This is a genomic window from Nonomuraea jiangxiensis, from assembly GCF_900099965.1.
GTDB classification, from domain to species: Bacteria; Actinomycetota; Actinomycetes; order Streptosporangiales; family Streptosporangiaceae; genus Nonomuraea; species Nonomuraea jiangxiensis.
Window position 1 is genome coordinate 30462 of the sequence record NZ_FNDJ01000042.1, and the last position, 12009, is coordinate 42470.

Genomic DNA, 12009 nt, shown 5'->3' on the forward strand with positions numbered 1-12009 from the left:
CCCGCGCGTCAGCCGACGTCCGCGAGACCGCGCAGCTCCAGGAGCCCCAGGTGGTGGCGCCACAGCGCCTGTTCGTTGAACGCCGCGCCCAGATCGGGCAGGTGCTCACGGTCCTGTTCGGTCACCACGGACGGCGCGGCGCCCAGCCGGGCCAGCTCGACGCTGACCCGCAGGAGCTCGTCCAGCGCGAGCAGCCGGCTCAGCACCTGCGGCACGTCCTGGCCGGCCGTCGCGACACCGTGGCCGCGGAGCAGGACGGCAGGGGACCCGCCGAGGGTGCGGGCGAGCTCCTCGCCCGCGGCGGCGGTGCGGACCAGGCCGGCATGGGGATAGACGGGCACGCCGCCGTCGGCCAGCCGGAACGCCGGGATGTCGTAGGCGCCGAAGACCGGGCGGATCGGCACCTCGGCGAGCCCGCCGAGAAGGGCCGAGCGGGGATGGGCGTGCAGTACGGAGGCGATGTCCGGTCGGGCGCGCAGGATCTCGGCGTGGATCGGATACTCGTTGGGCAGCCGGTAGCCGTCGCCGACGTCGCCCTCGTCGTCGAGGGCGACGAGCCGGATGTCCGACACGGTGGTGAACAGCAGGCCGCGCTCCCGGGGGCCGCGGCAGCGGATCAGGACCCGGTCCGGGCCGACGCGCAGGCTGATGTGCCCGAGCAGCGGCGTGGTCAGCCCGGCCGCCGCCACGATGCGGCAGCCGAGTGCCAGGGTCCTGCGGAGTTCCTCGACGTTCATATGACGAACGACTCCAGGCTCTCAGGGGCGAAGATCGCCTCGGGCTCGCGAAGCCGGCGGGACAGGCCCTGCTCGTGGTGATAACGCAGGAACGTGGCCAGCACGTGCTGGTTCGCCCGCACGCCGTACGACCAGTAGTCGGCGCCGAGCAGGTCACGGGCCTGCTCGATCTCCTGGATCAGCCACGGCGTCATGAAGCGCAGCGCGGAGGAATCGTAGATCCGTCCGTAGGCGTCGTCGCGCGCGGCCACGAACGCCTTGTAGAGCGACTGCGCCACCCAGCGGTGACGTTCGTAGACGTCGCGGCGGATGACGACGACGTGCATGATCGGGAAGATCCCCGTCTCGGCGAAGTAGGCACGTTCCGCCCCCACGACGTCGGGGAAGAGCCGCTTGACCCGAGAGTCCCGCCGCTGGAAGGGGCTCGGCACGCGAGGGGTGTAGAGCGCGTCGATCTCGCCGTTCGCGAGCATGTCCGCCAGGGTCCGGTCAGGCGGTGCCGTCTCCATCCGGAACGGCGTCTCGACCCGGCCCTTCTCGATGCGGCCGGGCGACTCCTGGCCGCCGGAGACATAGGTGACCGAGTCGAGGGGCACACCGTGATGCTCGGCGAGGATGCCGCGGATCCACACCCCCGCGGTCAGCTGGAACTCCGGGTTGCCGACGCGCTTGCCGCACAGGTCGGATGGCTTCTCGATGCCGGCGTCGGCGTTGAGGTAGATGCCGCCGTGCCGGAACATCCGTGAGGTGAAGACGGGCAGCGCCACGAACGGCGGTGTCTCGGCGTCGAGCGTGGCGACGTACGTCGACAGCGACATCTCCGCCACGTCGAATTCGCGGTGCCGCAGCATCCGGAAGAAGGTCTCCTCGACCGGGAGCCGCAGGTAGGTCAGATCGATGCCGTCGGGGCGGATGCTGCCGTCCTCGAGGGCACGGGTGCGGTCGTAGTCGCCGCAGGCGAGTGTCAGCGCCAGCCGGCCCATGTCAGGCTCCCATCGCGACGCGCTCGAGCCGGGCCGCCAGCCGCGGGTAGACCCGCCGCGCGTTCGTCTCGCAGACGGCCGCCAGGTCGGCGGGGGACAGGCCAGCGGCCTCGACGTACCTCAGCGTGTCGTCCCACGCGATGCCGGTCTCGGGGTCCGCGCCGCGTACCGCGCCGAGCATCTCCGAGGCGAACAGAACGTTCGCCACCGGTACGACGCGGGTCAGCAGGTCGATCCCGGCCTGGTGGTAGACGGCGGTGTCGAAGAAGACGTTGCCGAGCAGCTCGGCGGGATCCTGCCAGCCGTAGCGGATCGCCAGTCCCCGGTAGCGGCCCCAGTGGTAGGGGACCGCGCCTCCGCCGTGCGGGATGACGAAGCGCAGCCCGGGGAACCGCCGGAAGAGGTCGCTCTGCAGCAGCTGGACGAAGACGCTCGTGTCGGCGTTGAGGTAGTGCGCGCCGAGGGTGTGGAAGTTCGGGTTGCACGCGGTCGAGACGTGCACCATGGCAGGGACGTCCAGCTCCTGGAGCACCTCGTAGACCGGGAACCACGACTCGTCGGTCAGCGGCAGCCCGGACCAGGTGCCTGACGGGTCGGGGTTGAGGTTGCAGCCGACGAAGCCCAGCTCCTCGACCACCCGGCGCAGCTCCGCGAGCACGCCGTCGAGGTTGCCGCCGGGCGTCTGCGGCAGCTGCGCGACCGGGGCGAAGCGCCGGGGATAGAGCTCGCAGACCCGGTGGACCAGGTCGTTGCACGCGCGTGCCCAGGCATCGGCCACCGCGGGGTCGGGAACGTGGTGCTCCATGCCGGAGGCCCTGGGGGAGAACAGCATCACGTCACCGCCGCGCTCGTCCAGGACGCGCAGCTGGTTGCCCTCGACGCTCTCCCGCAACAGGTCGTCGGAGATCGGGGCCGGTACGGCGTCGCCGCCGGCGAGCTGGGCCTCGCGGAAGGCCTGGAGCGCGGGCGGCGCGGTGGTGTAGTGGCCGTGGACGTCGATGATCATGCGTGCTCCCCACGGTAGGTCTCGTACGCGACGTAGCGCAGCCCCTTGCGTTCGAGCCGCTCGCGCATGGCGTTCACGTCCAGCCCGAGCTCGCCGGCGGCGTACCGCTCGCGCGAGCGCGACTCCTTCTCCTCGCGCGCCTTCGAGGCCGCGAGCACGGCCGCCGCCTCGGCCCGGCGGACGACCACCACGCCGTCGTCGTCGGCGACGATCACGTCACCGGGCTCGACCAGCCGCCCGGCGCAGACGACCGGCACGTTGACCGCGCCGAGGGTCTCCTTGACGGTGCCCTCGGCCGAGACGCACTTCGACCAGGCGGGGAAGCCCATCGCCTCCAGCTCGGCGACGTCACGCACGCCGGCGTCGATCACCAGGCCGCGCACCCCGCGGGCCTTGAGCGAGGTCGCGATCAGGTCGCCGAAGTAGCCGGCGTCCGACGGCGAGGTCGGGGCCACCACGAGGACGTCGCCGGGCCGGCACTGCTCGACGGCGACGTGGATCATCCAGTTGTCGCAGGGCGGCACGCTGACCGTGACCGCCGTGCCGGAGATGCGGGAGCCGCGGTAGACGGGGGAGAGGTAGGACGCCAGCAGCCCGGTGCGCCCCTGCGCCTCGTGGATCGTGGCGACCCCGTACGCGCCGAGGCCGTCGCGCAGGTCGGCCGGCGTGCGCGGCGGATCGGTGACGACGATGCCGGTCAACGTGCCACCGCCCCGCCGGCCTGGCCGATCAGCTCGGGCATGAGTGAGATGTGGATCGCGTCCTCCGCGGTCTCGCCGGCCAGCACGCGGATGGCGTGGTCGACCTGGTCGATGCCGTAGCGGTGGGTGGCCAGCCTCTCCAGCGGGAAGCGGCGGGAGGCGAGCTGGTCGAGGGCGAGCTCGCAGGCCTTGAACGAGTGACCGCGAGCGCTCTTGATGGTGATCGCCTTCTCGGTCAGCTTCTTGACCGGGAAATCGGGGAAGGCGGCCAGCTCGCCCTGGATGAGGAGCGTGCCCTCCCGCCGTACCAGCGCGTCGATCCCGAGCAGCACGGGCGCGGTCCCGGCGCGCGAGGTGCAGTCGAGCACGAAGTCGACCCCACGGCCGCCGGTGAGGTCCATGACCTTCTCCAGTGGGTCCTCCTGCAGGATGTCGATGACGTCGTCGGCGCCGAGCTCGCGGGCCAGGTCGAGCCGCGTCTTGTCACGGGTGGTACCGCTGACGATGATCCGCGAGGCGCCGGCCTGCTTGCAGGCCACCACCTGGGAGAGGCCCTGCTGGCCCGGGCCCTGGATCAGCACGGTGTCGCCGTAGCCCACTCCGGCCGCCCGCAGCGCCCACTCGATCCCGTTCGACAGGGGAGTGACGAGACCGGCGAGCTCGGCGGTGACGGTGTCGGGCACACGGTGGAGCACGGCGTTCCAGGGCAGGTACATGTACTCGCCGAAGCCGCCCCACAGGGTGCCCGGGTTGTCCGCCGAGGTGTAGCCGTAGCGACGCGCGTCGGGGTTGGTGCGCCAGTCGGTGGCCTCGCAGTGGCGGTATTCGCCGATGCGACACCACTCGCAGGCGAAACAGCCGACGTAGTGCTCGACGAAGACCCGGTCGCCCTCGGTCAGGCCGTGCCGCTCCCTGAACCGGGCGCCGGCCTGGGCGATCACGCCGACGTTCTCGTGGCCCATGATCACCCGGCCGTGGATCATGCTCGGCGGGCTGGCGTACATCTTCACGTCGGTGCCGCAGATGCCCGCGACCTCGACCCGCAGCAGGGCCGAGTCATCGTCGATCGCCGGGAGAGGGAACTCTTGCATCTCGGTCGTGCCGGGCGCGACGCGCACCGCCGCGCGTACCGTCTCGCTCATGGCTCTCCTTATGGCAAAATGGTCATGCCATTAGTACCATAGACCGGTGCCTTACGTAACTCTCACCCGAGCCCAGGGCAACAACCGGGCCGTGATCGACGGCAGCGTCGTCCCTGAGGGCTTCCCGCTCGAGTTCGCCCAGGAGGCGGTCCTCGTCCAAGGGTTCCGCAAGATGGTCCGCGACCTGGCGTACGACGTCAGCGAGATGGCGCTGACGACCTACCTGTGCGCCCGCGAGCACGGCGTCCGCTTCACCGCGCTGCCGGTCTTCCTGGTCCGCGGCTTCCACCACGGCGCGACCCTGGTGCGTCGCGACGGCTCGATCACCGCCGCCAAGCAGCTGGCCGGGCGGCGCGTCGGCGTCAACCGCGGCTACACGGTCACCACGGGCGTCTGGGGCCGGGCGATCCTGGACACCGAGGGCGGGCTCGACCTCGACTCGGTCACGTGGGTGCGCTCGGATGACGAGCACGTCGCCGGATACCGCCCGCCCGCGAACGTCGTCCCGGCTCCCTCGGGCCGCACCCTGGTCGACCTGCTGAAGGCGGGCGAGCTGGACGCGGTGGTCGGCGTCGGCACCGACGACCCGGACCTCATGCCGCTCATCCCCGGCCCCGGTGAGGCCGGCTTCGCCGCCCTGCGTGAGCGCGGCCTCTACCCGATCAACCATCTCGTCGTCGTCAAGGACGACGTCCTGGCCGCCGAGCCCGGGATCGCCGCCGCCGTCTTCGAGGCCTTCGCCGAGTCCAAGCGGCGCTACGTCGAGCGGCTCCGCTCCGGGACGGTGGAGAACGCCACCGACCGGATGTACGCCCGCGTGCTGGCCGAGACCGGCGCGGACCCGTTGCCGTACGGGCTCGAGCCCAACCGGGCCGTCCTGGAGGAGCTCATGGGCCACGCCGTGCGGCAGCACATCCTCGCCACGCCGGTCCCGCTCGAAGAACTCTTCGCGCCCTCCACCCTCGACCTGGCGGGCTGAGGCATGCGAGTCGTGATCGCGGCCGACCACAACGGCGTCCCGCTCAAGAGCCGGCTGGCCGGCTGGCTCACGGGGCGCGGCCACCTGGTCGCCGACCTCGGCGCCCACACGACCGACGTCGTCGACTACCCGCCGCTGTGCGCCGAGGTCGGGCGGCGGGTGGCCGCGGGCCACGACGACCTCGGCATCGTCATCGGCGGAAGCGGCCAGGGCGAGGTGATCGCCTGCAACAAGGTGCGCGGCGTGCGCGCCGGTCTGGCCTACAGCCGGTTCGCGGTCGAGATCTCGCGCGGCAACAACGATGCCAACGTGATGGTGCTCGGCACCAAGGTCCTCGGCGACGACGAGGCCGAGGAACTGCTCGCGCTCTGGCTCGACACGCCGTTCAAGGGCGGCGTGCACGCGGCCCGCGTGGCGCAGATCGGCGCCCTCGAACAGCAGGGCTGACCACCGCGGCCGCGCCGGCACCGAAGGTCAGCCGTCGTGGGCCCGGAGGAACTCCAGGATGCGGGCCGGTGCCGTCTCCGCCGTCTGCTCGGCCACCGGGACGTCCCAGTATTCGTGGACGGGCAGGCATTCCTGGAGATAGCGCGCGGCCGAAGGGGCGTGCGAGGCGTCCTGGCCTGGCACGATCAGCGCCGGCACGCCGAGCGTCATCAGGTCCTCCGGCTCCACCCCCGGGACGGTGTCGCGGTCGAAGAGCCCGCGCACGCTGCCCGTCACGATCAGGTCGTAGCGGACCGGGTCAAGGGCGGCGTAGGCCGCCGCGAACGCCTCGTCGGTGCGGAGCGGGGCCGCCCACGGACCGACGCGCGGGTCCTTGCCGAAACCGGCCGTCGTGGCGCGGGCCAGCTCGACGACCGCGCCCAGCCCCTGCTCGGCGACGAACGCGAGGTGCCGCACGAAGCGGCGGTGCTGGGCCATCCGGTAGCGGGGCCCGCCGGCTGGGGAGAAGAGCACCATGCTACGGACCCGGGCCGGCGCCTCGACGGCGAGCGCGGCCGCCGTCGAGCAGCCCACGCAGCCCCCCATCGTGTGGGCGGAGCCGATGCCGAGGTGGTCGAGCAGCCCGAGGGCCTGCCTGACGTACTTCTCCCAAGTGAGCCGCTCGACCCTGCCGCCCGACTGGGCGGCCTCCCGCCGATCGAAGACCACGCACGTGTAGTGCGGCGCGAACGCGTCCACGAAACCCAGCTCCCGATAGCGGCCGAAGCCGGTCCAGTTCTCCAGGCCGGAGTCGAAGCCGCCCGGGCTGAACATCAGCAGCGCAGGACCCTGGCCCACCGTCTCGTAGCGGGTGCGGATGCCGTCGAGTTCGGCGAAGGGCATGAAAGGCTCCTAGATCTTGATGCCGCCGCGGATCTGCCGGCCGGCGCGGATGTCGGCCGCGCACCGGCTGAGCGCGTCGTAGGCGAGCCGGGCGACGTTGAGGTAGGTGTCCGGCTCCCTGTCGAGGTTGTCGGCCGAATATCCGAGCGCCGCGGTCGTCATCCTGATCCGGCCGTCGAGCCACGGCCCGCCGCCGAAGCCGCCCAGCACCGGGATCGACACCGCCTCGACCACGGCGGGCCCGACGACGGGACCGGAGTTGGTGAAGTTGAGGGCCACGGCGCCGGCCGACTCCAGCCGCCTCGCCTCGCCGACCAGCTCGTCCAGCATCTCCTCGGGAACCTGCGCGGAACTGGCCGCCGAGTACGCGATGCCGTACTTGAGCGCGGTCTGCGGGGTGATCCCGAACTGCGCGAAGACGGGGATGCCGGCGCGGGTCACCGCCTCCACGGCCTCGGGGAAGTTCGCGGCGCCGTCGAGCTTGACCAGGTCGACGCCGGCCTCCTTGACCAGCCGGACGGCGGCGCGGACGGCACCGGCCGGGCCCTCCTGGAGCGGGCCGAAGGGGAAGTCGCAGCTGAGCAGCGCACGGGTGACGCCTCGCCGTACCGCCTTCGCGACGACGAGCATCTCCTCCATGGTGATCTCCAGCGGGTGCGGCTGACCCCAGAGGTTCACCCCGACGGTGTCGCCGACCGAGACGATCTCGACACCGACCCGGTCGGCGATGCGCGCCATCTGGTAGTCCCAGGCGACCAGGCAGACGCTCTTCTCGCCGGCGGCCTTCATCGCCTGCAGCGACGGAACGGTCACCTTGCCGGGAGCGGCCGCGGCACTCATGCGCGGGTCGCCCTGAGCAGCTCGAACAGGTCGTCGTCCTCCGCGGGGACCAGCAGGATGCGGGTGTGGGGCCGGAGCGCGAACAGCGCCTCGCCGGTCAACCGCCCCGATGTGACGGCCAAGCCCGCCGTCATGATGCCGCGCGCCTTGCAGGCCGCGCCGATCGTCGCCGCCGCCTCCGCGTTCTCCCCGCTGGTGGAGACGAGAACGAGGGTGTTGCTGTCCTCCAGCTCCCCGGCCAGCGGCACCGTCCGCCCGGACATGGTGAGGAGGCTGTGCCCAGGGTCGGCGGCCGAGTAGAATCTGGCCTGCGCCCACCGCATCTCCGACGCCCGGCGCACGATCTCCTCGGCCTCGACGTCCAGAGCCACCACCCGCGTGTTCCGGGCGGCCGCCAGGGGATAGTCGATCCGGAAGGCCGCCTCCTCGGCGGTCGCCGCGCGGGCGCAACTGCTGATCGGGCCGGACTGTGTCACGGCGTACTCCTTGGGGTCTCAGACGGTGGTCTGCGGGACACCGGGCTTCGCGATCATGGCCTCGCCGATGCCTTCGACGAACGACTGGTCCGCCGGCAGCACGATGGCGACGGAGCGCACCTTCTGGTCCTGCGGGCGGTTGCCGACCGGCTCGACGCCCTCCGCGAGTGCCAGCGCCGCCTTGCGGAGCTTCTGGCGCGCCTTGATGATCCCGGCGTCGGTGGCGACCAGGCGTTCCTTGGTCCGGTCGACGATCGGGCCCATCGACTCCTGCAGCGAGGAGTCCTGGAGGGCGATGCCCTTGATCCCCGAGTACGTCTCGCCCCGGCGCTGGGCCTCGCGGTCCATCAGGTAGTCGTTGTCCCTGTTGGCGAGCGGACGGTAGTTCTCGTCATTGGCACTGTGGACACCCATCCCGGCGCGCATGGCCGCGACCTCGGTCTCGGTGAGCCGGCGGGTCGGGTGGTAGTCGAAGCTCCAGGCCCAGCAGTTCTCGTCGTCGATCGGCACCCAGAAGTGGCCGTGCACCGGATGGTCGCCGCGCGGCGGCACCATCGTGAAGTTGGGCAGCACCCACGGCGTCACGCGCCAGTAGTAGTGGCCCTCCTCGGCGTTGCGCCGGGCTCCGATGAGCAGACCGCCCTCGTAGTCGACGACCTCGAAGAACGGCTTGAGGTCGCCCTTGTTGTAGGCGTTGCCCCTCGACCCCTTGAACAGCGGATCGCTGTCGAGGCTGCCGGAGTGCAGGAAGGAGACGTGGCTGGAGTCGATGCCGCCCTCCAGGGCCTGCAGCCAGTTGCACTCCTGGAGCCGTTTGGAGGTGTAGGCCTGCCCCTCCGGCACGGTGACGAACTCCCACTCCGGCAGCGGCGGCTGCCGGGCCGGGTCGCCGAGATAGGCCCACAGCACGTCGCCGCGCCTGACCAGGGGATAGGACTTCAGCTTCACGTTGGCGCAGAAGTTGCTGGTCTCGGGCTCGCTGGGCACCTCGATCGCCTGGCCGGTGTAGTCGTACTTCCAGCCGTGGTAGGGGCAGCGCAGGCCCCCTTCCTCGTTGCGGCCGAACCAGAGCGAGACGCCTCGGTGGGCGCAGAACTCGTCCATCAGGCCGTAGCGGCCCTCGGAGTCGCGAAAGGCGATCAGCCGCTCCGAGAGGACCTTGACGCGGACCGGTGGGCCGTCGTTCGCTGAGAGCTCCTCCGCCAGCAACACCGGCTGCCAGTAACGGCGGAACAGGTCACCCATCGGGGTGCCTGGCCCGGTCTGGGTCAGCAGCTCGTTGATCTCGGTGCGCAGCATTTACGGTCCTTTCGCCCTCTAAGGGAATAACTATCAGACCATTAACCAGGTGGCAATGGCCGGGAGACGGGGGTGGACGCTAGGCCTGGGTCGGGGGCACCTCGACGACCAGGCCGTCGAGGTCGCCGGTGAGCTCGACCTGGCAGCCGAGCCGGCTCGTGGGGCGTCGGTCCTCCACGCCGAGGTCGAGCAGGTCGTCCTCGAGGTCGCCGGGACCTCCCACGCGATCTGCGAAATCGCCGCGCACCCAGACATGGCACGTGGCGCAGGAGTTGTTGCCCCCGCACTCGCCGATGATTCCCGGCACACCGTTGCGGACCGCGGCGGACATCACCGTCTCTCCGTCTGCGGCTTCGACGACGCGCTCGTCGCCCTCGGTGCTGACGTAGACCACTTTCGGCACGTACGCCTCCTTCTGGAATAATGGCCTAACCAATATACCTAGCTTGATATCGGATCGGTCAACGTTTGCCACCCGCCAAAGTTGGCCTGCCGAGGCGGGCCACTACGGCTGTGCCGCCGGGGCCTGGGCGAGGGAAGGGCGGCCGACCCAGCCGATGTCGACGTCGCCCAGCGCGCCGAAGCCCGGAGCGGAGCGAGTGCCGGCCGCCATGGCGAACGGCGCGCGTCCGATCCGCGAGAAGGCCACGCCGAACCGGTGGAGGTCGAAGTCGCGATGGCCCAGGTTCGGTGGCGGTTTCAGCAAGGCGGCTCTCTCCCTTCGGCGGTGCGCTCGCCACCTAGCAAATGATAAGACCATTGGCTGTTTTCGGGAATTGGTTAGACCATTCCTTGCTAGGATGGGGGGCCGGGGGACGGCCAAGATCAACCGACGAGAGCATGAAGGGGGCGCCGGCATGGCCGATGCGTCATTGGGCCCACTGGGCGAGACGCCGGGCAAGAGGAGCACCGCCGACCTGTTCAGCCCGGTGAGCGTCGATCGCATCTCCGAGGTCATCGTCGAGCAGATGCGGCTGCTGATCAGGGAGGGCAAGCTCGTCCCCGGCGACCGGCTGCCCAGCGAGCGGAGCCTGTGCGAGCGGTTCGGGGTCAGCAGGGTGACCGTCCGCGAGGCTCTCCGCGTGCTCGAGGCCAGCGGTTTGGTGGAGATCCGCGTCGGGGCCCGGGGCGGCGCCTTCGTCACCCGCCCGTCGAGCGAGCGTGTTGGGAAGGGTCTGGCCGAGCTGCTGACGCTGGCCCCGATGACCGCCGCCGACGTCACCGAAGCCCGCATGGTCGTCGAGCTCGGCATCCTTCCCCTGGTGGTGGAGCGCGCCACCGAGCAGGACATCGCGGAGCTGCGCGTCCTGGTCGAACAGGGTCTCAGCGCGCTGGAACACGGCTCCTACACCATGGCGATGTCGGCGGCCTTCCACGTGCGGGTCGCCTCGTCCGTGCACAATCCGGCGATCGAGATGCTGGTGCACACCTTTCACGGCCCCCTGCTCATGTCGCTCCAGCACGCGCAGGTCGCCGCGCCGTTGATGGGCCTGCGGGGAGCCCACGAACACTACGAGCTGGTCGAGGCGATCGAGCAGAGGGACGTCGAACGCGCCCGCAACGTCATGACCCGCCATCTCCAGCGCACCGCCGATCGCCTGGCGAACTACGACGCCGAGGAGTAGCCGACGTCCCCCACCGGAGGGAACGCCGGCCGGCCGCCACTCACCCCAACACCACGACAGAGTCCTTCGGACCCCGGCCCAAGAAGGCGTCGCCTACGTGAGCACCCCGCTGTTTCCTATGTCCTGAACAGCACACCGTAGGGCGCGCCGACCTCGCTCGTCAGTGCGACCCGGCCCCGCGGACCCGAGCGGCCTGGATTCAGTCGTCGCGGTGCCGGCGGCCGGCTCGGTCAGGGGTCGCGGACGTCTCGCCGGGGGCCAGCAGGGCGGTGAGCTGGTCCTGGCACAGCCGGCGGTAGTCCTGGGACCCGGGGGCGACACCGAGGAGGTCTTCCGCCAGCGTTGGCATGGCGACCGGCGCGAAGGCGGCCAGGTGCATGAGCAGGACGACGAATTCGGCGCTCACCGAGTCGGTCAGTTCGCCGGCGCGTTGACGCTCCCGGATCCGGCGTACGCCTTCTTCGAGTCGCTGCCGCTGTGCGCTGCGGGACTCCTCGCCCGCCTCGCCTGACTCCTCGCCGAGGGCCTGCCACACCACCAGACGTGCCCAGTCCATGTGGTCGAGGGTCACGTCGAGATAGGCCCGTAGCGACTCGGCGAAGGTGGCCTCCGGCGGCACGAGACTGTCCGTCCGCGCCGACCAGTGCCGCCGGAGCTCGTCGAGCAGGCCCTGCTTGCCGCCGAAATAGTAGGCGATCAGCTGCTGGTTCACCCCTGCGCGGGCGGCGATGCCCGCCGTCCGCGCTCCGGCGTAGCCCTTGGCGCCGAACTCGGCCACGGCGGCATCGAGGATCCGCTGCCTGGTGCGGACGGCTGCCTGGTCGCGCTCGGTCCGGTCGCGATGTCGGCGGGGCGACCGCGAGCCCCCTTCGACGCTCTCTCGCTCGGTCAC

The 12009-nt window shown here is 71.0% G+C and carries 15 protein-coding genes; 3 read left to right on the top strand and 12 right to left on the bottom strand.

What is annotated here, in order from left to right; translation table 11 throughout:
- Positions 1 to 8: 8 nt before the first annotated feature.
- From phtC to BLS95_RS49710, 5 genes are read right to left on the bottom strand one after another with little or no spacing between them, the layout of a single operon-like run.
- Positions 9 to 737 (bottom strand): 3,4-dihydroxyphthalate decarboxylase, encoded by a 729-nt coding sequence (gene phtC / locus BLS95_RS49690; protein ID WP_090946627.1) that lies wholly within the window; start codon positions 735 to 737, stop codon positions 9 to 11.
- Positions 734 to 1720, bottom strand: a complete 987-nt coding sequence (locus tag BLS95_RS49695; RefSeq protein WP_090946628.1) for a substrate-binding domain-containing protein — start codon at positions 1718 to 1720, stop codon at positions 734 to 736. The genes phtC and BLS95_RS49695 overlap by 4 nt, the downstream gene beginning before the upstream one ends.
- A 1-nt stretch (position 1721) precedes the next feature.
- Complete coding sequence (locus BLS95_RS49700; RefSeq protein WP_090946629.1) at positions 1722 to 2726, bottom strand: amidohydrolase family protein; 1005 nt, start codon at positions 2724 to 2726, stop codon at positions 1722 to 1724.
- Positions 2723 to 3427, bottom strand: a complete 705-nt coding sequence (locus BLS95_RS49705) for a 4-carboxy-4-hydroxy-2-oxoadipate aldolase/oxaloacetate decarboxylase (protein ID WP_090946630.1) — start codon at positions 3425 to 3427, stop codon at positions 2723 to 2725. The genes BLS95_RS49700 and BLS95_RS49705 overlap by 4 nt, the downstream gene beginning before the upstream one ends.
- Positions 3424 to 4569 (bottom strand): zinc-dependent alcohol dehydrogenase, encoded by a 1146-nt coding sequence (locus BLS95_RS49710; protein ID WP_090946631.1) that lies wholly within the window; start codon positions 4567 to 4569, stop codon positions 3424 to 3426. The genes BLS95_RS49705 and BLS95_RS49710 overlap by 4 nt, the downstream gene beginning before the upstream one ends.
- Positions 4570 to 4615: 46 nt before the next feature.
- Here BLS95_RS49710 and BLS95_RS49715 point away from each other — a divergent pair, with 46 nt between their 5' ends.
- Together BLS95_RS49715 and BLS95_RS49720 are read left to right on the top strand one after the other, a co-directional pair.
- On the top strand, positions 4616 to 5548 hold the full coding sequence (locus tag BLS95_RS49715) for a type 2 periplasmic-binding domain-containing protein (RefSeq protein WP_090946632.1): 933 nt from the start codon (positions 4616 to 4618) through the stop codon (positions 5546 to 5548).
- A gap of 3 nt (positions 5549 to 5551) precedes the next feature.
- On the top strand, positions 5552 to 5995 hold the full coding sequence (locus BLS95_RS49720) for an RpiB/LacA/LacB family sugar-phosphate isomerase (RefSeq protein WP_176993833.1): 444 nt from the start codon (positions 5552 to 5554) through the stop codon (positions 5993 to 5995).
- Between the two features lie 27 nt (positions 5996 to 6022).
- On the opposite strand, the gene BLS95_RS49725 is transcribed toward BLS95_RS49720, so the two are convergent.
- The 6 genes from BLS95_RS49725 to BLS95_RS49750 all read right to left on the bottom strand — a co-directional run bounded on the left by BLS95_RS49725 (position 6023) and on the right by BLS95_RS49750 (position 10198).
- Complete coding sequence (locus BLS95_RS49725; protein WP_090946633.1) at positions 6023 to 6877, bottom strand: alpha/beta fold hydrolase; 855 nt, start codon at positions 6875 to 6877, stop codon at positions 6023 to 6025.
- Positions 6878 to 6886: 9 nt separating this feature from the next.
- Positions 6887 to 7717, bottom strand: coding sequence for a 3-methyl-2-oxobutanoate hydroxymethyltransferase (locus BLS95_RS49730; protein ID WP_090946634.1), 831 nt, complete (start codon positions 7715 to 7717; stop codon positions 6887 to 6889).
- Positions 7714 to 8193, bottom strand: a complete 480-nt coding sequence (locus BLS95_RS49735) for a hypothetical protein (RefSeq protein WP_090946635.1) — start codon at positions 8191 to 8193, stop codon at positions 7714 to 7716. The genes BLS95_RS49730 and BLS95_RS49735 overlap by 4 nt, the downstream gene beginning before the upstream one ends.
- An 18-nt stretch (positions 8194 to 8211) precedes the next feature.
- Positions 8212 to 9492, bottom strand: coding sequence for an aromatic ring-hydroxylating dioxygenase subunit alpha (locus tag BLS95_RS49740; RefSeq protein ID WP_090946636.1), 1281 nt, complete (start codon positions 9490 to 9492; stop codon positions 8212 to 8214).
- A 79-nt stretch (positions 9493 to 9571) separates the two neighbouring features.
- Positions 9572 to 9895, bottom strand: a complete 324-nt coding sequence (locus tag BLS95_RS49745) for a 2Fe-2S iron-sulfur cluster-binding protein (RefSeq protein ID WP_090946637.1) — start codon at positions 9893 to 9895, stop codon at positions 9572 to 9574.
- A gap of 102 nt (positions 9896 to 9997) precedes the next feature.
- Positions 9998 to 10198 carry a hypothetical protein gene (locus BLS95_RS49750; protein WP_090946638.1) on the bottom strand — a complete coding sequence of 67 codons (201 nt, stop codon included), beginning with the start codon at positions 10196 to 10198 and terminating at the stop codon, positions 9998 to 10000.
- Positions 10199 to 10349: 151 nt separating this feature from the next.
- On the opposite strand from BLS95_RS49750, the gene BLS95_RS49755 reads away from it, so the two are divergent.
- Positions 10350 to 11117 (top strand): FadR/GntR family transcriptional regulator, encoded by a 768-nt coding sequence (locus tag BLS95_RS49755; RefSeq protein ID WP_090946639.1) that lies wholly within the window; start codon positions 10350 to 10352, stop codon positions 11115 to 11117.
- Positions 11118 to 11316: 199 nt separating this feature from the next.
- Here BLS95_RS49755 and BLS95_RS49760 read toward each other — a convergent pair whose 3' ends face one another.
- Positions 11317 to 12009 (bottom strand): TetR/AcrR family transcriptional regulator, encoded by a 693-nt coding sequence (locus tag BLS95_RS49760; protein ID WP_218136400.1) that lies wholly within the window; start codon positions 12007 to 12009, stop codon positions 11317 to 11319.